This is a genomic window from Sphingomonas sp. OV641 (assembly GCF_900109205.1).
Lineage (GTDB): Bacteria > Pseudomonadota > Alphaproteobacteria > Sphingomonadales > Sphingomonadaceae > Sphingomonas.
In genome coordinates this window covers 2,015,977-2,036,388 of the sequence record NZ_FNZB01000001.1, presented here as the reverse complement: position 1 = coordinate 2,036,388, position 20,412 = coordinate 2,015,977, and the positions used below count along the sequence as shown (strand labels likewise).

Here is a 20,412-nt window from a genome sequence, read left to right as displayed (position 1 = left end):
GGTCGCAGATGCTCAATCGCTTCACCGCCGATTACCTCGACGCGCTGGGCAATGCCGATTTCCGGCCCGCGCCCAAGGTTGCCGGTCGGCTTGCCTCCTATGATGGCCTGTTGATGGAGGCGGTTGGCCTGACGCTGCCGGTCGGGACGGTGTGTCGCATCGGGGACGCGGCCGTGGGCGTGGAGGCCGAGGTGATCGGCTTTCGCAACGGCCGCACGCTGCTGATGAACCTTGGCGGGCCGGCCGCGCTGCTTCCGCAGATGCCGGTTCGCCCGACCGGTGCGCCGGGCGAGGCAGAGGTGGGCGATGCGCTGCTTGGCCGAGTGGTCGATGGTGCCGGCCATCCCATCGACGGGCTGGGGCCGATCCGCGGGGCAACGCGCTGGCCGCTTGCCGGCAAGCTCCAGTCGCCGCTCGATCGCGGCCGCGTGCTGGAGCCGCTGGACGTCGGCGTGCGCGCGATCAACGGCCTGCTGACGATCGGCAAGGGGCAGCGCGTTGGCATCATGGCCGGCTCCGGCGTCGGCAAGTCGGTGCTGCTTGGCATGATGGTGCGTGCGGCCAAGGCCGACGTGATCGTCATCGGCCTGATCGGCGAGCGAAGCCGCGAAGTCGCCGACTTCCTCGAAACCAAGGTGGCGGGCGAGGCGCGCAAGCGTTCGGTGGTGGTCGCCGTACCGGCCAACCACTCGCCGGTGCTGCGCATCCGCGGGGCACTGCGCGCGACCGCCATTGCAGAGGCGTTCCGCGACGAGGGCAAGAACGTGCTCCTGATCATGGATTCGCTGACCCGCGTCGCCCATGCCGGTCGTGAGATCGGCCTTGCGCTGGGCGAGCCCGCTTCCGCGCGCGGCTATCCGCCGTCGGCGATCGCCATGCTGCCCAACCTTATCGAGCGCGCCGGTACCGATGTGAACACCGGCGGCGCGATCACCGCGATCTATACGGTGCTGGCGGACGGCGATGACGGCAATGATCCGGTGGTCGATTCCGCCCGCTCGATCCTCGACGGCCATATCGTGCTGAGCCGCGCGCTGGCCGAACATGCCGTTTATCCCGCGATCGACGTGTCGAAGTCGGTCAGCCGCGTGATGACCGACATCGCTGGAAAGCCGCACGTCCAGGCCGCGCGCGTGCTGCGCCGTCATCTCGCGACCTATGAGGAAAACCGCGACCTCGTGCTGATGGGCGCCTATCGCGCCGGTGCCGATCCCGCGATCGACGCGGCGATCGCCTATCACCCGGCCGTCATGGAATTCATCCGCCAGGACGCCGACGCCAGCGTCTCGCTGGATGATGCGGTGATGGAGCTGACCGGCGTGTTCGGCGATGGATAACAAGAAGCTGCAGCGGCTGCATCGCGTCCGCACGCTTCAGCTTGGCATGGCGCGCGCGGCGGAAACGCGCGCGCATGAACAGGTCGCCAGCGAAACCGCGCTGTCGCAGCGCATTGCCCAGCTCGCCTCCGCCGTTACGCCGGGGCAGGGCACGGGCGCTGCCGTCTCCTTCGCCGCCATGGCGCATTACCGGGAAAAGCTGCACCGCAACGCCGAGGTGGTGGAAAATCGCGTCCGCAACGCAGCCGTCGAGGCGGATCGCGCCGCGGAAGCTACCCGCTCGGCGAAGCGCGACCAGAGCGCTGTCGAAAAGCTGATCGCCCGGGGCGAGGCGGAGGCGGCGCTGCGTGCCATTCGTGCGCTGCAGGATGCGCCGCCCACCCGTCCGATCACGCGAACGGTTCGGCACGATCCTTGCTGAACGGTTGGTCGGACCAAAGCGACGAGATTCCGACCACCGCCATGCTGCCCATTCCCGTTCTTTCCAACATTCCGGCGACATCGGGCATGCCAAGTGTGCCGGGTATAGTGCCTGGCGTTGGCTCGCCTGCGGTCGATTTTGCGGCGTTGCTGCCGGCCGGTGTGGCGCCCGTCATGCCGCGGCAAGGTGATGGCGAAAGCGGCAGCAACTTGCCGGCAACACCCGGCAAGGAGCTGGCCGAGGGTGAGGAAGCGGCGGTCGCCGGCTGGATCACGCCTCCCGTCTGGCTGGTCACCTGTCCGCCGCTGACGCCGGCGCCGTTCGCCGCGCCGCTCATGGCTGTCGACACGCTTGAGCCGCTTCCGGGCTTGGGGCAGCCGCTTGCCGACGCTTTGTCCACGAGCCTCGAGCCGTATTCGTCCATCGCGCTGGCCGAAAATTCTGCACCAGGCGAGACAGTTTTGTACGGTGATGTCGTGGTACCGGCGGTGGTCCGTGGCCCGGCGGAGGTCGTGAGCACCATCATCGCAGCCACTCCTTCGGCGCTGTTAGCGTCCGTGTCCGTTGCCGGTGAGGAAATCGCCCCCGTGCGCAGCCTGGCATTGCCGGTGTCTGGACTTGAGCCTGCCGTACCTGGCGCCGCTTCGGTGAACGCAGAACCAGTCGCCGCGATCGGGATGGGTACCCGGCCTGCCACCATTGTCCCTTCTGCCGGGTTGCCGACGACACCCCAGGCCGCAGAAGCTGCGACGCCGGTGATGGTGCAACAGGGCCTCGCGGCCGCCGACGGCGCAGAGGCGCGCGCGCCGGTGGCGTCCGCCCCGTCCCCGTTGCCGCAACCGGTGGTGACAACGCCGGTTTTGCCACCGGCTGCCGAGCGCACCGGCATGGCTGAACCGTCAGGCGTTACAAAGCCGCATTTGCCGCAGGTGCAGGTGCCGCTCGTTCGCGGCGAAGTGCCGACGGCGACAAGCGCCGGCAAGGATCGGCCGGTGGTGCCTCCGACGCTTTCCGTCGCGGGCGGTGGCGTTCTTCAAGCCGCACCGGCGGCACAGCTGGTCGCCGCAGGGCAGGTTGCGCCGGCCGCTCAGGTGTTCGCTGCCGCCATTCATCGCGCCGCGCGTGATGACCGTCCGGCCAGTCCGGCAGACGTGCTGATCGCCGGTGTCGTGCCGACCACTGACGTGGCGCCCCATGCCGTGGGTGCGATCGAAGGCATGCGCCATGCCGCGCTCGACATGGCGCATGAGGCATGGCCGACGAAGATGATCGAGCGGATCGAAATGCTGCGCGATGCGATGAACGCCGTGGATACCAGCATCCGCCTGGTGCCGGACAAGCTCGGCACGATCGACGTGACCTTGCGGCGCGATGGTGATGCCGTCGCGGTCCACTTCAACGCGCAGCAGGCCGAAACGCGTCAGTTGCTCGCCGACGCACAGCCCAAGCTGGCCGAGCTGGCCGAGGCAAAGGGCCTGAAGCTTTCCGCACAGGCGGGGCAGGTCGGTCATGGCGGGCAGGGCGATGGCGGACAGCAGCAGCAGCATCAGCGCGCGCCCTCGTCGGCGCCGCTTTCCACCAATCGAGCTGGGCGCGTCGCGGCGCAAGACGAGGCCGCGCTCTCCGACGAACGAATCGCGTGAACGGCGAAAGGCGATGAGCAGTGAGTGACAAGGACAAGGGCGCGGCCGAAGGCGCGCCCAAAAAGAAGGGCAAGATCGGCAAGATCCTGGTGATCGCGGTCGGCGGCGTGGTGCTGATCGGCGGCGGCGTTGGGGCGGGCCTTTATGCTGCCGGCGCCGGCGTGATGGGCGGCGCCAGTGCGCATGCGGCGGATGAAGGCAAGCCGAAGCTGGTTCCCAAGAGCGAGCAGAAGCGCCCGGAAGAGGGTGGCGGATCGGGCGGTGGTCACGGCGGCGATGCCGGCGGCGACGATTCGGGCCACGCCGGCAAGCCGACGCCGGAGGGCGCTGGCGGCGATCGCTACGCCTCCAATTATTTCGCGCTCGAAAAAGAGTTTACCGCGAATCTCCAGGATTCGATCCACTTCTTGCAGGTGGGTATCGCGGTGTCGACGCCGTACGACGATACGGTGATCCAGCACATCAAGACCAATGATATCGCGATTCGCTCCGCCATCCTGATGGCGCTGGGTGACACCACGGAAGACCAGGTGTTTTCCTCCCAGGGCAAGGCCGCGCTGGCGAAGCGGCTGACCGTAGCGATCAACAATACGCTGGAACAGAAAGAGGGCTTTGGCGGCGTTAGTAACGTCTACTTTACCAATTTCGTTGTTCAGTGACCGCATATGGTTAACGCCAAGCCAGAACTTGCTCGCGAACGGCGAGAGCGCGCCCGACCGCAGGCCCTCCAAACGGGTGGCCTGGGGCAGGCGAAGCTCAATCCGTTCGGCGACCTGCACACGCTGCAGCATCTCTCCGCGCGTCTTGCGCGGGGGCTGCGCGGCGTGTTCGAGCCGCTGCTACGCGAGGAAGTGCGGGCCTGGGCCGAACCGCTCGCGGTGCAGCGCTTCGCCGATTATCGCGCGGAGCGCCCGGACAAGCTGACCGCCTGGCTGCCGCTGGGCATGGACGATCGCACGGCATTGCTGGTGCTGGACGGCAGGTTCGTTCTCGAACTGCTCGATCTCTTCTTTGGCGGCACCGGCGCCGCGCCGGTGGACATGCCGGTTGAATTTTCTCCTGCCGCCGAGGCGATGGTGGGTCGCCTGGGGCAGATGATCGCGGTGCCGCTGACGGCCGCGTGGGAGCCGCTCGCCCGCGTCAGCTTCACGGTGGGGCGGTGCGAGGCCAACGCGTCCATGCTGTCGAATTTCGATGGCGAGGATGCCCTGATCGTCACCCGTTTCGGCATCGCGCCTGGCAGCGCGAAGCCGTCGTACATTGATCTCGTCTATCCGGTCGCCGCGCTGAAGCCGCATGGCACCGCGCTGACCGGCAAGGTCGTCGCCAAAGCGGCGGCCGAGGACGCAGCGTGGCAGACCGCGCTGACGCGGGCGGCCATGAACATCCGCTTTCCGGTCCGCTCAGTCCTCGCCGAGCCGACGATCCGCCTGTCGCGGCTGATGGCGCTGCAACCGGGCGACGTAATCCCGATCAGCTTCGGCAAGGACGTGCCGGTGATGGTCGGCAACGATCGTCTCGGCACCGGCACCGTTGGCACTTCCAATGGCCATGCCGCGATCAAACTGACCTCGCTCGCCTCTCTCGAAGGATTGACCCAGTGAACGACATGAGCGGCGGCTTCCCGCCCAAGGATCTTGGCGACGGCGCGCTGGCGGCGAATTTCCGCCTGTTGCAGGACGTGGACGTGAAGCTGACGGTGGAGATCGGCTCGACGCAGCTCACCCTGCGCGAACTGCTGGCACTCGGCGAATCAAGCGTCATCGAGCTGGACCGACAGGCTAACGAACTCCTCGACGTGTTCGTGAACGGCACGCTGATCGGGCGCGGCGAGGTGGTGACGGTGGGCGATCGCTTCGGCGTGCGCATGACCGAACTGGTCAATCCCGACAAGCGCGGCTGATCCACGCTCATGATGTGGTCCTATATTCTCAAGCTGATCGTCCTGCTGCCGCTGGTCTGCGGCCTCATGATCGGCTGCCTGTATCTTTGGCGACGCCTGGAAAGCCGGATGCCGGGGCGTGCGGAAGCGCGCTTGATCAACGTCAAGGAGACGATGATGATCTCGCCGGGCCTGCGGCTGGCGGTTGTTGAATTCGAGGGCAAGCGCCTGCTCGTATCAGTGGGTCGTGGCGGTGTGACGCTGGTCGACCGAGCCGACGCGCCAAGGTCCGTATCGTGAGTGTGACCCGGGTCGGCAGTGGCCCTGCCTTGTTCCGCGATGTGGAGCGCAGCCCCTCAGCCGGGTTCTCCTGGTACAAGGTGCTGCTGATCGGCCTTGCCTTTCTGGTAGCCTTGATGGTGGCGATGCCTGCGTTCGCGCAGGTCGCGCCGGCCGCTCCCGCCGCGCCAGGGGCGGGCGATGCGGTGGACCGCGCGCTCGGCCAGCTTGGTGGCGGCCCGAACGGCTCCGGCTCCATGTCGCTGTCGCTCCAGGTGCTCATCATCATGGGGCTGCTCAGCATCCTGCCGGGCATCCTTCTGATGATGACGAGTTTCACGCGGATCATCATCGTGCTGTCGATCCTGCGCCAGGCGATGGGCCTGCAGCAGACACCGCCGAACCAGGTCCTCATCGGGCTCAGCCTGTTCCTGTCGTTTTTCGTGATGGCGCCGGTGATCAGCCAGATCAACACCACCGCAATTCAGCCTTATGCCGCCGGACAGATCGGGGGCACCGACCTGATCAAGACCGCGGGCGCGCCGCTGCATGCCTTCATGGCCAAGCAGACGCGCGTGAAGGATGTGACGATGTTCGCGGAGATGGCGAAGTCCGGCCCCTATGCCAGCCCCAACGACATTCCGTTCTCGGTGCTGCTGCCGGCTTTCGTGACCAGCGAACTCAAAACCGCGTTTCAGATCGGCTTCCTCATTTTCCTGCCGTTCCTTGTCATCGATCTGGTGGTGGCGACGGTGCTCATGGCGCTCGGCATGGCGATGCTCAGCCCGACGATCATTTCCCTTCCGTTCAAGCTGCTGCTGTTCGTGCTGGTGGATGGCTGGGCGCTGACCATGGGAAGTCTCGCCAACAGCTTCGCGCCCTAACCGGACAGGGCACGTGCGGCTGGGCGCTGGCCGCGGCGAACGAGTGAAACTGGATCGGACGAAGCAATGGTGGACGCGGACTATTTCCTGACCGTCGCGAACGAGACCCTGTGGGTGCTCGCGCTCGCCGCCGCGCCGATCCTGATCCCGGCGCTGGTTTCCGGCCTGATCCTCGGCATGATCCAGGCGGCGACCTCAATCCAGGAGCAGACGTTGAGCTTCGTACCGAAGCTGATCGTGGTCGGCCTGTCGCTGGTGATCTTCGGTGCGATGATCCTGGGGCTGCTGAGCGACTTCACCGTCTCGATCTTCGAGCGCATTCCCGATCTGGTCCGCTGACCCGGTGGGCGGGGGCGCAATCCTGGCCGGGCTGAATGAACGCGCCCGATGCGGCCTGGAGCATCGGCCGTGCTAGGCTTTGGCCTTTCGATCGAGCCCCAGCTTTGGGCATTGATCTTTGTCATGGTGCGGGTGGGCGCGGCGTTCGTCGCGGCGCCGGTCTTCGGCAACGTGTCCGTGCCGTTGCAGGTGCGTGTCGTGCTTGCCGGCGCCGTCGGCGTGCTGGTGCTGGGCATGCACGACGTGACGCCGCCGCCGCAGGTGTTCGCCCTTGCCACCTTCCTTGCCATCGCCGCCGAGGCGATGGTTGGCCTGGCGCTCGGCTTCATCCTCCAGATCGCCTTTGCGGCGCCGCTGATCGCGGGCGAGGTGATCGGCGGATCGATGGGGATCGGATTTGCCAACATGATCGACCCCAATTCGGGCCGATCGTCGCCCGCCATCGGCCAGTTCCTGTCCATCCTGCTGACGCTGCTCTTCTTGTCGATCGACGGCCATCTGGTGCTCGTGGAAACAGTGGCACGCAGCTACACCGCACTGCCGCCGGGCGCCGCATGGCTCGCGCCAGGGCAGCTGCGCGATATCGCCCTGTTCGGCGGCTACGCCTTCTTCGCCGGCCTGCTGCTCGCCCTTCCGGTCGGCTTTCTTTTACTCTGCCTTAATCTGGTGGTCGGTATGATCTCGCGGTCGGCACCGGCGTTGAACCTCTTCTCGATCGGCCTGCCGGCAAGCCTTGCCGTGGGCGTGATCGCGATGGCGGCCGCCTTTCCGGCAATGGGCGATTACATGATGGTCGTCGTACGCGAAGGCCTGGAAGCGGCACGGAGCCTGGTACTTGGCTGACGAGTTCGGCGAAAAGACAGAAGCCCCGACACCCAAGCGTCTCAAGGACGCGCGGAAGAAGGGTGACGTTCTCAAGTCGCGAGAATTCGCCACGGCGCTGGTCGCGCTTGCGGGTGTGGCGTGGCTCGTCTTCTTCGGGCCTTCGCTGGTCGCCGCCTGCAAGGGCGTGATGGCCGAAAGCTTCCAGTTCACGCGTAGCGATGTGGAGGATTTCCAGCCGCTCCGGCCGCTCGCCGCCGCAGGGTGGAAGCTGCTGCCGGCGTTCGGCACGCTGTTCGCGATCGTGATGGCCGCTGGCGTGCTCAGTCAGGCCGCGCTCGGCTCGCTCCAGTTCAATGCCGGCCTGCTTGCGCCCAAGGGCAACCGCATCAATCCCGCATCGGGGCTGAAGCGCATCTTCGGCATGAACGGCTGGATCGAACTGGGCAAATCGCTTCTGAAGGTGGCGCTGCTGGGGTCGATCGGCGGGTGGCTGCTGATGAGCACCGCGCGCACGACGCTGGGCTTGGCGCGCGCCAATCTGGGCGCCGCGGTGGATGCGCTGGGCGGTACGCTGACGACGCTGATGATCGTGATGTCAATGGGCCTGGTTGCGATCGCCTTCATTGACGTTCCGTTGCAGGCCCTTCAGCGCATGAAGAAACTGCGCATGTCCAAGCAGGAACAGAAGGACGAGCACAAGGAGAGCGAGGGCAATCCGGAGGTCAAGGCGCAGATCCGTTCACGCCAACACGCGATGCTCTCCCGCTCCACGCGCCGCGCTGTCGGAGAGGCGCATGTGGTGCTCACCAATCCGACGCACTTCGCGGTTGCGCTGCGCTATGATCGCGGGCGGGATCAGGTACCGGTGGTGGTGGCCAAGGGGCGCGGCGCGACCGCGCTCGCGATCCGCGAACTTGCGGGCGAGCTTGCCGTTCCGATTCTTGAATACCCCATGCTGGCCCGCGCGGTTTACTATACCAGCCGCGAGAACCAGGAAGTCCGTGACGATCTCTACATGGCGATCGCCACGGTGCTCGCATTCGTCTTCGGCCTGAACGAACGCATGGGCGGCACCGCGCCGCTGCCGTCGATCGAGGTACCGCTCGGCGCGCGCTTCGACGAGAATGGCGCCGCCCTCCATTAAGGGCCCGTCCGGCGGCTGTATCGCGAGCGACTGGCATACAGCAGCAGCGCTAAAGCTGGGGCTCAAACGGTCGTTTACCTTCATGTCATGACAACCGTCTCCAGCACCGCCGCCACAACCGCGACCACATCGAGCGTCACGAAGTCGGCGGCGAGCGCCCTGCTTACCTCGCTGGACACCGGGTCGGGGGTCGACACCGGCACGCTGGTCACAAGCCTGGTCGAAGCGCAATTTGCCGCCAAGAGCGCGGCGCTCACCGCCAAGTCCGAGAAGCTGACGGCGCAGCTGTCCGGTGTGTCGACGCTGAAGAGCGCAATCACCGATTTTACCGCGGCGCTGGAAGCGCTGGTGAAGGGCGGCACGCTGCAGTCGCAGCCGGTGAGCAGCAACGGGTCGGTACTCTCCGCAACGGCGATCTCCGGCGCCAAACTTACGGGCCTGACGGCTAGCATCCAGGTCGACCGACTGGCCACGGCGCAGACCGCAGTGTCCAGTGCAAGCGTGGCATCCAAGAGCGAGGTTATCGGCTCCGGCACGTTCACGCTGAAGCTGGGTACGGCAAGCTATGATGCCGATGGCGCCATGACCGGCGTGACGGGGACGGACGCCAACGGCGACGGGGCCGAAGACACGATCGCGATCGACATCACCAACGGATCGCTCACCAGCATCGCCGCGGCGATCAATGCGAAGAAGGCCGGCGTCACGGCATCGGTGGTAACGGATGCCGATGGCCGCGCCTTTCTTTCGCTGAAGGGAGAAACAGGGGAGGCCAAGGCCTTCACCCTTGAAGCGACCAACGATCCCTCGGGCAATCTTTCTCAGTTCAACGTAGGGCCGAACGCCACTGGCATGAACATCACGGGCAAGGCCGGCAATGCCGTTCTGAACGTCGATGGCATCACGGTGGAGCGGGCGAGCAACAGCGTCAGCGATCTGGTGGAAGGGGTGAAGCTCGATCTGCTGGCTACCTCCTCCGGCCCGGTGACGCTTTCCTCTTCCACGCCCACGACCGCGCTGACGAATGCGGTCGAGGATTTCGTCTTTACCTTCAATCAGGTGCTTGGCGAGCTGCAGAAGCAGACGGACCCGATCACCGGCGACCTGCGCAGCGACACGGGCGCGCAGAACATGCTGCGTGGCCTGAAGGGACTGACGTTGCGCAACTTGCTGCCGGGTGCGGCGGCGGATACGCCGCGTACACTGGCGCAGATCGGCGTGCTGACGAACCGCGACGGCACGCTATCGGTGAACAGCGACACGCTTACCAAGGCGCTTGCCAGCAACCCCGGCGCTCTCGAGGCGATGTTCTCGAATTCCTCCGACGGATCCGGCGTCCTTGCCGCGATGAATTCGATCAAGCTCAACGCGACCAGCACGCTATATGGGCTGGGCGCATCGACGACGCGATACAATCAGGCGCAGAGCGACCTGTCCGAGCAGCAGGACAAGCTGACGCTTCAGCAAGAGAAGATGACGACGCGACTGACGCAGCAGTTCGCGTCCATGAATGCCCGCGTGGCGGCGTACAAATCGACCCAGACGTTCATGGAAAACCAGATCAAGGCGTGGACGAACGGCGACGACTGATGGGCTATGCGTCTGTTTTGTCGCGCGATCCCGCGCAGACCTATCGTCAGATCGACTTGGCCGGGCGAACCGCCAATGTGGATGGCGCCGGGCTGGTGCAGCTTCTCTACGAGGAGCTATGCCACGCACTTCGGGTCGCCGCCTGGGCTGCGGAGAACAAGAAGTTCGCGGTGAAAAGCGAGCGGGTCACCCGTGCGACGGCGATCCTGTTCGCGCTGGAGGCCAATCTCGATTTCGAACGCGGCGCCGAAGTGTCCGCCACTCTGGCGCGCGTTTATGCGGGCGCGCGCAAGCAGGTGATCGAGGCCAGCCTGGGACATGACGGAGGCCCCTTCCGGCAGGTCGCCGACATGCTGGGCGAGATTGCGGACGCTTGGCGAATGGCACGCGCCGCCTGAGCAGCCCGACGCCGGGAGCCGGTATCAGCGATCGAGCAGATGGTCTGCCGGTTATCGCAGCCAATGCCGGGCGACGAACCAACCCGTCACGGCGACCGCAATAACCACGCAAAGGCCGGCGATTGCGTCAAACGCCCATGGCTGCTCTGCAAACCACAGGCCCTGCACGTTCATTCCATACAGGCCGGTGATGAAGGTGAGCGGCAGGAACACCATCGCGGCGATGGAGATGATCAGGCTGCGCTGATCCAGCTGTTCGGCACGCAGATCCGTCAACGCTTCATGGATCAGGCTGGCACGTTCGCGGATCGCCTCGACCTCCTCGGCCATGCGCGCGGCACGATCAGCCGCCGCCGCCAGATGGGCGCGATCGTCCGTCCCCAGCCAGTTTGCCGGCATGGAAGCGAGCTTTTCAAGCGCCGCGCGTTGCGGATTGAGGAAGCGACGGTAGTTGATCGCCTCCACGCGCACTCGCGTCACGCTTTTGCGCAACGCGAACGCATGCGCGGCATCGAGTTGCTGCTCGCAATCGTCGAGATCGTCCCCGAGATCCGCCACCACGGGATCGAGATCCGCCGTGATGGCCGTTGCGAAGGCGGTGATGATGTCTCCGGGGTCGAGCACCCGGCCCTCCGTGACGTCTTTCTCAACTGCATCCGTCGCGAGCAGGTGTTTGCGGGTCACGGAAATCACCCGGCCTTGTTCGGCCCAGATACGGACCGATGCGAGCATGTCCGACGGATCCAACTCTTCTTCCGTCCGCCCGCGCAGGTTCACAAAGGCTCCGTCATCCAGCGCGTCACAGCGAGGGCGGGTCTCCTGTGCCGTCAGCGGATCGACGACATAGTCGGGGAGGCTTGCCGCGCCGCGCAGCCAGCCCTGCGCATGTTCCGCCGTGGTGGTCAGGTGAACCCAGACCATGTCGCCCGCGCCGGTCAGCGCATCCTGAACGCTGGTCCGGGACGCAGAGCCGTCCTGAATGCGATAGGCAAAGCCGCTCACGCCATCCTCACATCGACCGTGAGGCCGGGCAGGCCGTTCGGCGCTTGGTCGCATGGCATTCGGTCGGCATCGGCACGGGCGCGATTGAGGATGGCGAGGGGGACGTCTCGCCCGTGCGTCACGCGATCAGCGTTGGCGAGCAATCGCGCCTGACGGAGCGTGAGTTCGTCGGGATCACCGGACAGAAGCGTTATCGATACCAACGCGTCCTGCGATCCGGTGACGTCATCCGAAGGCGTGCCGGCAATGCTTTGGGGATAAAGCGGGTCGTAGATCGCGCCTGGCGCAAGCGCCGCTGAGATCGCCCGGCGACGAGCCGGCCCATCCGGGTAGCGTGCTCGCCACGCCGAACGCGCCGCGAACAGCGCATCGGCGAGGCCGCCGAGGCTCGTCGGCAGCAGCGCCTCGAGACGCTGGCGTAGCGCTGCGGCAAGACCGGCCGACGCACCTCCCGTACCGACGGCGACGATCACGGGTGCACGATCGATGATGGCCGGCAGGGTGAAGTCGCAAAGGTCGGGTCGGTCGACGGCATTCACCAGGATGCCGCGTGCCTTCAGTCGCGCGACCGCGGCTTCATCGTCCACGACTATCGCCAGGCGCGGCGCGGCCGGCCCGTCGGTGCTGCGGATGTCATCGGCGGACACTGGAGAATGCGGCGCGCCGGTTGCGGCCCAGGCAGTGCCATCCTCGCGCACGACAATGGCGCCGGCACGCTCCAGCAGGCGCCGCTTGGCCAAGGCTGCTTCACCGTCGCCTGCCAATATCACCGGGCGGCCTTGAAGCCGCACGAAGATTGGCAGGCTATGCAGGCTCACAGCCAGTCCGGGACACGCTCGGCGGCGAGGATCGTTTCCGCCGAGATGCGATCCGCGACCACGGCATAGCGATCGCCATCGACCAGCACCTCCGGCACGAGCGGGCGCGAATTGTACGTCGAGGCCATGGTGGCGCCATAGGCGCCGGCCGTTCTGAAGATGGCGAGATCACCCGACTTCACCAGATCAATCTCACGATCGCGCGCGAACGTATCGCCGGTTTCGCAGACGGGGCCGGCGATGCTCGCGACCATCCGTTCTCCGCTGGGCCGTACGGCGTCGAAATCGTGCCAGGCATCGTAGAGCGCAGGGCGTGCCAGATCGTTCATCGCGGCATCAACGATCACATAGGGGTGCGTGACGCCGGGTTTCACCCAGATCACCTCGGTCAGCAGCACACCCGCATTGCCGGCGATCACGCGTCCGGGCTCGAACATCAAGGTGACGTCCCAATCCCTGGTGACGCGTGCGACCATTGCGCCGAAATCGGCGGGATCGGGCGGCACGTCGCCGGCCTTGTAATTGACGCCAAGCCCTCCGCCCAGATCGACGTGGGTGATGGTGTGCCCCGCCGCACGAAGCTCGGCAACGAAGGCGCCGATGCGGGTATAGGCTGCTTCCAGCGGCGACAGGTCCAGAAGCTGGCTGCCGATGTGGATGGCAACGCCGCGCAGATCGAGCCCGTCGAGCTTGGACAGGCGGGCGAAGATCGCCGGCGCTTCGTCGATCGGCACGCCAAACTTGTTCTCGCGCTTGCCGGTCGAGATCTTGGCGTGGGTGCCGGCATCGACATCCGGGTTCACGCGAAGGACCGCGCGGGCCTTCGTTCCGCGCGCCGCAGCAAGCTGCGCTAGAACGACACCTTCCTCTTCCAGTTCGATATTGAACTGTCCGATTCCGGCCTCGATGCCTTTGACCAACTCGGCCCGGGTCTTGCCGACCCCGGAGAACACGATGTCCTCGGCCGGCATCCCGGCCGCGAGCGCGCGCGCCATCTCACCGCCCGACACGACATCGGCGCCATAGCCTTCGCGCGCGAGAACGTTCAGCACGGCGATGTTCGGATTGGCCTTAATCGCATAGGCCAGATGAACGCGTCCGGCCGGTTTCAGCCCGTCGCGAAACACGCGCGCGTGCCGCCGCAGGGTGTTGGCCGAATAGACATAAACGGGCGTTCCAACTTCCGCAGCGATGCGGGACAGCGGAACCGCTTCGCAGTGAAGCTCTCCGTCAACGAGGGCAAAATGATCCATTGATTACCTTGGCGGGAGGTCAAATTCATCGCTGCGCCGCTCCTCGGAGTTGCGCAGAAGTTCGTCGCTGCGGCCGGGCCGTGCCTGCGGTTCAGCCTTGAGCAGGTCTGCTGGCGTCGGCGTCGCCGTGGCGCCATAGGGCGCAACGGGCAATTGCTCTCCCTCGGCCGGTTTGAGGCCGCGTGCCGCGCCGCATCCGGCGAGCAACATGGCCAGCACGAGAACTGCGCGCTTCACGAGAGCGCTTCGCGTGCTTCGCGGATGGCGGCGCGCACGTTTTCCGGCGCGGTGCCGCCAAAGCTGGTGCGGCTGGCGACAGATGCATCGACGGACAGGACGTCGAAGATACGGGCGTCGATCCGGCTATCGATCGCCACCAGATCATCGATGGGAAGCTCGTCCAGCCGAACGCCCAGCGCGTCGGCACGCGCCACGGCGCGGCCGGTGATGTGATGCGCCTCGCGGAAGGGTACGCCCGCCTCGCGAACCAGCCAATCGGCGAGATCGGTGGCAGTGGCAAAGCCGCTTTCCGCCACCGCCCGCATCCGATCGGTACGGAACGTCGCGCTCTCCACCATGCCCGTCATGGCGGCGAGGCACAGGCCGAGCAGGTCGTGGCATTCGAAGACCGGCGGCTTATCGTCCTGCATGTCCTTTGAATAAGCGAGCGGAAGCCCCTTCATTGTCACCATCAGGCTGACGAGGCAGCCGGTGATCCGCCCGGCATGGCCGCGGACCAGCTCGGCCGCGTCCGGATTGCGCTTCTGCGGCATGATCGAACTGCCGGTGGACCATTGGTCGCTGAGGCTGACAAAGCCGAACGGCTGCGATGCCCATAGCACGAACTCTTCCGCGAGACGCGACAGGTGAAGGGCGCATTGCGCGGCGCAGGTAAGGTATTCGATCGCGAAGTCTCGATCGGATACCGCGTCCAGCGAATTGCGCGTCGGCCCGTCGAAGCCGAGCGCGGCGGCCGTGGCGTGCCGGTCCACCGGAAAGCCCGTGCCGGCGAGGGCGGCGGAGCCGAGCGGCGACCGGTTCATCCGCACGCGTGCATCGGCAAAGCGGGCGACGTCGCGGCGCGCCATCTCCACATAGGCCATCAGGTGGTGCCCCAGGGTCACCGGCTGCGCCGATTGCAAGTGCGTGAACCCCGGCATCACGCTGGCGGCGTGTTCCTCCGCGCGATCCAGCAGCGCACGCTGGAAGGCCGTGAGAGCGGCAAGCGTTTCATCGATGGCGTCACGGACCCAGAGCCGGAAGTCGGTGGCGACCTGGTCATTGCGGCTGCGCGCGGTGTGAAGCCGGCCGGCCGCCGGGCCGATCGCCTCGGCCAGCCGCGCCTCCGTCTGCATGTGGATGTCTTCAAGCGTCAGGTCTTCGGCAACGCCGTTCCGCTGATAGCCGTCGGCGACCTGCTCCAGCCCCTTCGAGATTGCCGCCGCGTCTTCGCCTGCCACGATGCCCTGCCGGGCGAGCATGGCGACATGCGCCTGGCTGCCGCGGATATCCTGTCGCCACATCCGCTTGTCGAAGGGGATGGAGGCATTTATCTCGCGCATCACCGCGGCCGGGCCTTCGGCGAACCGGCCGCCCCACATCTGGTTGGAACTGCTCATGCCATCGCGCTCGGGAACTGTCTTTCTCCTCGGGGCCGCGCTGGCGGCCGCGGCATGCGATAGGCAAACGCCTGCGCCGGAGCAAGCGAACGTCGCTGACGCCGCCGTTTTGACCTCCGACGAGGTTGCGCCCGGCGGCGCGAAGCCGGCAGCACCGGTCGGCGGCGTCGATCGGTCCCACAAGGGTGAAGCGGCGCCGCAGCTCGCGTTTTTCGATCCCGCGGGCAAGAAGGTCACGCTGGCTGACTTTCGCGGCGAGCCGGTGTTGCTGAACCTTTGGGCGACCTGGTGTGCGCCGTGCATCAAGGAGATGCCGAGCCTGAACACCGCCGCTGGAACGATGCGCGGGAAGGTGCGCGTCGTGACCGTCAGCCAGGACATGCAACGCGAGAAGGTCGAGCCGTTTTTCGCGGAGCGGAAGCTCGACAATCTGACGGCTTATGTCGACCCCGATCTGGGGCTCAGCATGGCCTATAAAGCCAATCTGCCGATCACGATCATGCTGGATGCCGAGGGGCGAGAAGTGTGGCGCGTGAGCGGCGCGATGGACTGGGCGGGATCGGAGGCCCAGGCGCTGATGAACGAGGTAGTCATCTAGGCTGGCGGCGGGGTCGCTGGCGCGCCGATCAGAAGATTAGAGAGGCCCGCGGAGGGACGGTTCAGAACCACGCTCGAATGCCCGCGACAAAGCTGAACCCGCCCGTGTCATCGCCGTTCGCACGCGAGAAACGCGCGGTGTCGCCGAATTGCCGTTCCCAAGAAACGCCCACATAAGGCGCGAACTCACGCACGATTTCGTAGCGTAGCCGCAGGCCCGCCTCGGCGTCCGTCAGGCCAGACCCGAGCCGGCGATATGGTACATCCTGGGCGGAGAGATTGAATTCGGCGCGCGGTTGCAGGATCAGGCGCTGGGTGATGCGCTGATCGTAATACCCTTCGAGGCGGGCAAAGGCATCGCCGTCATCCGACAGGAACACGGCGCCCTCCACGTCGAACCAGTAAGGAGCCAGCCCCTCCACACCAATCGCGGCATAGGTCGGGCTGGGGCCGGAGCCGACATCCTGGCGCAGGCCGGCCTGAAGGTTGAAATACGGACCCACCGCGCGGCTGTAGAGCGCCTGCACTTCGCCGCCGGCGCTTGATCCAAAGGTGCCTTCGCCCTCCGTTTTCACCGTCAGGCGGTTCACATCCCCGCCGTACCAGAATTCGCCATCCCAGCGATAACCGTCCGCGCCGTCGCGGATCTGGACTTCGGCGAGGTTCAGCATGACCTGCGCGAAGGACATGCCGCCATGCTCCTGCCGCAGCGTCGCGCGGCCAGCGGACATGGCGTCCGCGCCCCAGACGCGATCAGCATAGGTGGCATCAGGCGCCGCCGGCGCCGGGGCATGACCGGCCGCGAGCGCTGTGCCAGCCGGGGCGTCGTCGGCCTCATTCGGCCTGGTTTCGGCCGTTTTGAGCGAACAATGGCCCATCGCGGCATGCTCCGGCGTGCAGGACGTATCGACCGGCACGGCGGGTGTGTCGGGAGCGGCGTGATGCGCACCATGCGCCTTGGCGGATGGTGCGCTGGGCGCCGGTTGTTCGGACGGCGCAGGCTTCACCGGCGCAGGCGCGGGCGCGCTTCCATGCGAATGATGCTGGTGATCGGCCGCTTGCGCCGGCGCGCCGCTACCGGCCAGCGCGGCGGTGGCGAGAAGAAGCGCGATCATGCCGCCCGCTCCCCACGCGGGCGCACCGACACGACCTGCATCATGCCGGCATGCATGTGGTATAGCATGTGGCAGTGGAACGCCCAGTCGCCGACGGCATCGGTCGTCACGTCAAAGGTGGCCGTCCCGCCGGGCTGGACCTGGATGGTGTGCTTGCGCGGGGCATGATCGCCGTGGCCGGTGACAAGCTCAAAGAAATGGCCGTGCAGGTGGATCGGGTGTCCCATCATCGTATCGTTCACGAGCGTGACCCGCACGCGTTCGTCCTGCAGGAAGGGGATCGGCTTCCTGACCTCGCTCAGCTTCTCGCCGTCGAACGCCCACATATAGCGTTCCATGTTTCCGGTCAGATGGATGCGCAGCGCGCGATCCGGCGCGCGAACGTCTGGGTTGCGCTCCACCGCCTTCAGATCGGTGTAGAGCAGCACGCGGTGGCCGACATCCTCCAGGCCCTGGCCCGGTTCGCCCATACGGTCCACCGGCATGGGCGAGATGGTCTGCACCGTTGGCGTCTTCTTCACCTCCGGCGCGACGGAGAAATCACGCATGGAATGATTCATGCCGACCGCGCCGTGATCGCCGGCCCCCTGCAGGTGCTGCAGGTGCTGCTTTCCACCATCGTCCGCGACGGGAGCCGCAGCGGGCGAGCAATGGCCCATGGCCGCATGTTCGGGCGCGCAAGGCGCGGCTGGCGTCGACGCGCCGGGTTGCGGCGGGTGATCCATGCGACCGGCGGACCCATGGTCCATGCCGCCCATCCCCATGTCCTTCATGTCGGCCAGCGGGCGGCGGCGCAGCGGTGGCACCACCGCGACCATGCCGGGCCGTGGCGCCAGCGTCGCGCGCGCCATGCCGGATCGATCCACGCTTTCGCCGACCATCGCATAGGCCCGGTCCTCGGCGGGCTGCACGATCACGTCATAGGTTTCGGCGACGGCGATCTGCATCTCGTCCACCGTCACCGGCTGAACGGAAAGGCCATCCGCCTGGACCACCGTCATCCTCAACCCCGGAATTCGGAAGTTGAAGGTGGTCATGGCCGATGCGTTGATGAGCCGCAGGCGAACGCGCTCGCCGGGACGGAACAGCCCGGTCCAATTGTCCTGCGGGCCATGGCCGTTGACCAGATAAGTGTAGGTGCTGCCCGTCACGTCCGCGACATCGCTGGGGTCCATCCGCATCGCACCCCACCGCCGCCGCTCACCGGCGGGCTGATCCTTGCCGGCCAGAAGACCGGCAAGCGTTTGCTTCTGGAAATTGAAATAGCCGCCCTGCTGCTTCAGCTTCTTGAAGATGAGGTGCGGGTGCATCGGGCTGTGATCGGACAGGACGATGACATGCTCGCGATCGGCCTGGATCGGATCCGCACCGCTGGGGTCGATCACGATCGGACCATACAGGCCAAGCTGTTCCTGAAGCCCCGAATGGCTGTGATACCAATAGGTGCCCGACTGGCGAACCGGGAACTCATAGGTGAAGGTGGAGCGCGGCTTGATGCCGGGGAAGCTGACCCCGGGCACGCCATCCATGTGAAACGGCAGGATAAGGCCGTGCCAATGGATCGAGCTGTCCTCGTCCAGCGCGTTTTCGACATGGAGCCGCACGTTCTGCCCCTCCCGCAGGCGGATCAGGGGGGCAGGAACGGACCCATTGATGCCGATCGCATGGCTGCGGCGCCCGTCGATCACCATCGTCTGGTGCGCAATGCGCAAGGTGATGTCCTCGCCGGATACGGTGGGCAGCGGGCCGGCGATGCCCGATGAAACGGGCTTCGCCCATGCCGGCATATAAGCCGACACAGCCAGGCTTCCCCCTGCCAGGCCAGCGCCGCGCAGCAACTGGCGGCGATCGAAAACGCGCGACATTCCAACTCCCTGAATGCGACCGCAAGCCTTGCGCCGCGTCTCGCCGCTTCGGCGCAAGTGCCTGCCCCTAGCGGAAGATCGACCGTTCAAGAAGCCGCCGCGACAGCCGTGCCGGGCGGGCGCTTACCCCGGCATGAACAGATCGCAGGAGCGTGCGGGAGGCATCACGGGAGCAGCAGCGATGCGTCCCCGTAGGAGTAGAAACGGTAATTGTGCGCGATCGCATGGGCGTAGGCCGCCTGCATCCGCTCGAGCCCCATCAGCGCCGAGACCAGCATGAACAGAGTCGAGCGGGGGAGGTGGAAGTTGGTGACGAGGCCGTCGATTCCGCGGAAGCGATAGCCGGGGGTGATGAAGATCGACGTGTCGCCTTCGAACGGGCGCACCAGCCCATCCTCGCCGGTCGCGCTCTCGATCAGGCGCAGCGAGGTGGTGCCGACCGCGATCACGCGGCCGCCACTGGCGCGCACGGCGTTCAGCCGGTCGGCGGTGGCCTGGTCGATGCGGCCCCATTCGGCGTGCATCTGGTGATCGGCGGTATCCGCCGCCTTGACCGGCAGGAAGGTGCCCGCGCCGACATGGAGGGTTAGCGTCGCGTGCGAAATGCCGGCGCTCTCCAGCGAGGCCATCAGGCCCGGCGTAAAGTGCAGCGCCGCCGTGGGCGCGGCAACCGCGCCGGCCTCACGCGCGAACATCGTCTGATAATCATCGGCATCGCGCGCATCCAACGCGCGCTTGGCAGCGATATAGGGCGGAAGCGGCATGCGACCGGCGCGCTCGAGCAGCAATTCGACCGGCTCGTCACCGGCAAAGTCCAGAGCGAAGCTGCCGTCCTCGGCGCGATCGGAGGCGAGGGCAGTCACACCCTGGCCAAAGTCGATCGGGTCGCCGTCGCGCAGCCGCTTGGCGTTGCGGATGAAGGCGCGCCAGCGGCGCGGCCCCTCGCGCTTGTGCAAGGTGGCGCCGATCTTTGCCGCGCCGCGCGTGCCTTCGAGTTGCGCCGGTATCACCCGCGTGTCGTTGAAGACGAGGAGATCGCCGGCGCGCAGCTCGCCCGGCAGATCGGCGACGCTGCGATCGCGCGTCGCGTCACCATCGAGGACCAGCATTCGGGCGGAATCGCGCGGGGTAGCGGGACGGAGGGCGATGCGGTCCTGGGGCAGGTCAAAATCGAACTGGTCGACGTTCATGGAGGCAATCCGGGCTGTATGATCAATGGTCCCGAACGGGACGGAGCGACTGCTTGCCGGCATTTGGCCTTGGCGAACGCAATCGTGCGGCCGTGCCTTTGCGGCGTTCGGCGAGAAGGGCAAGCGGAGTCTTTCGCCGCGCCGGCGCTGGACGGATCAGATGCGGTGTCTTCAGAACCTCTCCGGCATCGTTCGGGACAGACCCGTGCCC

The 20,412-nt window shown here is 66.4% G+C and carries 22 protein-coding genes; 14 read left to right on the top strand and 8 right to left on the bottom strand.

Going from position 1 to position 20,412, the window contains the following annotated elements:
• The first annotated feature begins 8 nt into the window (after positions 1-8).
• From BMX36_RS09715 to fliS, 13 genes are all read left to right on the top strand, one after another.
• Complete coding sequence (locus BMX36_RS09715; protein WP_066774788.1) at positions 9-1,337, top strand: FliI/YscN family ATPase; 1,329 nt, start codon at positions 9-11, stop codon at positions 1,335-1,337.
• Positions 1,330-1,758 (top strand): hypothetical protein, encoded by a 429-nt coding sequence (locus BMX36_RS09710; protein ID WP_066774791.1) that lies wholly within the window; start codon positions 1,330-1,332, stop codon positions 1,756-1,758. The genes BMX36_RS09715 and BMX36_RS09710 overlap by 8 nt, the downstream gene beginning before the upstream one ends.
• Complete coding sequence (locus BMX36_RS09705; protein WP_093064741.1) at positions 1,752-3,401, top strand: flagellar hook-length control protein FliK; 1,650 nt, start codon at positions 1,752-1,754, stop codon at positions 3,399-3,401. The genes BMX36_RS09710 and BMX36_RS09705 overlap by 7 nt, the downstream gene beginning before the upstream one ends.
• 20 nt (positions 3,402-3,421) lie before the next feature.
• Positions 3,422-4,060: a flagellar basal body-associated FliL family protein gene (locus BMX36_RS09700; protein WP_093064739.1), complete on the top strand. Its 639-nt coding sequence runs from the start codon at positions 3,422-3,424 to the stop codon at positions 4,058-4,060.
• Between the two features lie 6 nt (positions 4,061-4,066).
• Positions 4,067-5,005: a flagellar motor switch protein FliM gene (locus BMX36_RS09695; RefSeq protein ID WP_093064737.1), complete on the top strand. Its 939-nt coding sequence runs from the start codon at positions 4,067-4,069 to the stop codon at positions 5,003-5,005.
• Positions 5,002-5,304: a flagellar motor switch protein FliN gene (gene fliN, locus BMX36_RS09690; RefSeq protein WP_066780591.1), complete on the top strand. Its 303-nt coding sequence runs from the start codon at positions 5,002-5,004 to the stop codon at positions 5,302-5,304. Before BMX36_RS09695 ends, fliN begins: the two co-directional genes overlap by 4 nt.
• 9 nt (positions 5,305-5,313) lie before the next feature.
• Complete coding sequence (locus BMX36_RS09685; protein WP_066780590.1) at positions 5,314-5,583, top strand: FliO/MopB family protein; 270 nt, start codon at positions 5,314-5,316, stop codon at positions 5,581-5,583.
• 80 nt (positions 5,584-5,663) lie between these two features.
• The gene (gene fliP, locus BMX36_RS09680) at positions 5,664-6,446 is read left to right on the top strand and encodes a flagellar type III secretion system pore protein FliP (RefSeq protein WP_371262861.1); all 783 of its coding nucleotides are present in this window, start codon (positions 5,664-5,666) and stop codon (positions 6,444-6,446) included.
• Between the two features lie 66 nt (positions 6,447-6,512).
• A complete protein-coding gene (fliQ, locus tag BMX36_RS09675) occupies positions 6,513-6,785 on the top strand; it encodes a flagellar biosynthesis protein FliQ (RefSeq protein WP_066780588.1) in 273 nt (90 codons plus the stop codon).
• A gap of 48 nt (positions 6,786-6,833) precedes the next feature.
• Positions 6,834-7,628 (top strand): flagellar biosynthetic protein FliR, encoded by a 795-nt coding sequence (fliR, locus tag BMX36_RS09670; RefSeq protein ID WP_093064733.1) that lies wholly within the window; start codon positions 6,834-6,836, stop codon positions 7,626-7,628.
• The gene (locus BMX36_RS09665) at positions 7,621-8,754 is read left to right on the top strand and encodes an EscU/YscU/HrcU family type III secretion system export apparatus switch protein (RefSeq protein WP_093064731.1); all 1,134 of its coding nucleotides are present in this window, start codon (positions 7,621-7,623) and stop codon (positions 8,752-8,754) included. The genes fliR and BMX36_RS09665 overlap by 8 nt, the downstream gene beginning before the upstream one ends.
• 87 nt (positions 8,755-8,841) lie before the next feature.
• Positions 8,842-10,344 (top strand): flagellar filament capping protein FliD, encoded by a 1,503-nt coding sequence (gene fliD / locus BMX36_RS09660; protein ID WP_093064729.1) that lies wholly within the window; start codon positions 8,842-8,844, stop codon positions 10,342-10,344.
• A complete protein-coding gene (fliS, locus tag BMX36_RS09655) occupies positions 10,344-10,742 on the top strand; it encodes a flagellar export chaperone FliS (RefSeq protein WP_066780585.1) in 399 nt (132 codons plus the stop codon). The genes fliD and fliS overlap by 1 nt, the downstream gene beginning before the upstream one ends.
• A gap of 51 nt (positions 10,743-10,793) precedes the next feature.
• Here the strand turns inward: fliS and BMX36_RS09650 are convergent, their stop codons facing one another.
• From BMX36_RS09650 to argH, 5 genes are read right to left on the bottom strand one after another with little or no spacing between them, the layout of a single operon-like run.
• Positions 10,794-11,744 (bottom strand): CorA family divalent cation transporter, encoded by a 951-nt coding sequence (locus tag BMX36_RS09650; protein WP_093064727.1) that lies wholly within the window; start codon positions 11,742-11,744, stop codon positions 10,794-10,796.
• A complete protein-coding gene (locus BMX36_RS09645) occupies positions 11,741-12,556 on the bottom strand; it encodes a precorrin-2 dehydrogenase/sirohydrochlorin ferrochelatase family protein (protein WP_093065463.1) in 816 nt (271 codons plus the stop codon). The genes BMX36_RS09650 and BMX36_RS09645 overlap by 4 nt, the downstream gene beginning before the upstream one ends.
• Before the next feature lie 2 nt (positions 12,557-12,558).
• Positions 12,559-13,815 carry a diaminopimelate decarboxylase gene (gene lysA, locus BMX36_RS09640; RefSeq protein ID WP_093064725.1) on the bottom strand — a complete coding sequence of 419 codons (1,257 nt, stop codon included), beginning with the start codon at positions 13,813-13,815 and terminating at the stop codon, positions 12,559-12,561.
• 3 nt (positions 13,816-13,818) lie between these two features.
• The gene (locus BMX36_RS09635; RefSeq protein ID WP_231731995.1) at positions 13,819-14,052 is read right to left on the bottom strand and encodes a hypothetical protein; all 234 of its coding nucleotides are present in this window, start codon (positions 14,050-14,052) and stop codon (positions 13,819-13,821) included.
• A complete protein-coding gene (argH, locus tag BMX36_RS09630) occupies positions 14,049-15,416 on the bottom strand; it encodes an argininosuccinate lyase (RefSeq protein ID WP_093064723.1) in 1,368 nt (455 codons plus the stop codon). Before argH ends, BMX36_RS09635 begins: the two co-directional genes overlap by 4 nt.
• A gap of 127 nt (positions 15,417-15,543) precedes the next feature.
• Between argH and BMX36_RS09625 the strand changes: the two genes are divergently transcribed.
• Positions 15,544-16,032: a TlpA family protein disulfide reductase gene (locus tag BMX36_RS09625; protein WP_256210714.1), complete on the top strand. Its 489-nt coding sequence runs from the start codon at positions 15,544-15,546 to the stop codon at positions 16,030-16,032.
• Between the two features lie 61 nt (positions 16,033-16,093).
• Here the strand turns inward: BMX36_RS09625 and BMX36_RS09620 are convergent, their stop codons facing one another.
• The 3 genes from BMX36_RS09620 to queA all read right to left on the bottom strand — a co-directional run bounded on the left by BMX36_RS09620 (position 16,094) and on the right by queA (position 20,201).
• Positions 16,094-17,146 (bottom strand): copper resistance protein B, encoded by a 1,053-nt coding sequence (locus tag BMX36_RS09620; protein ID WP_093064721.1) that lies wholly within the window; start codon positions 17,144-17,146, stop codon positions 16,094-16,096.
• Positions 17,143-19,011: a copper resistance system multicopper oxidase gene (locus tag BMX36_RS09615; protein WP_093064719.1), complete on the bottom strand. Its 1,869-nt coding sequence runs from the start codon at positions 19,009-19,011 to the stop codon at positions 17,143-17,145. The genes BMX36_RS09620 and BMX36_RS09615 overlap by 4 nt, the downstream gene beginning before the upstream one ends.
• A gap of 164 nt (positions 19,012-19,175) precedes the next feature.
• Entirely contained in the window at positions 19,176-20,201 is a 1,026-nt protein-coding gene (queA, locus tag BMX36_RS09610; RefSeq protein ID WP_093064717.1) for a tRNA preQ1(34) S-adenosylmethionine ribosyltransferase-isomerase QueA, read from the bottom strand.
• Positions 20,202-20,412: the final 211 nt, after the last annotated feature.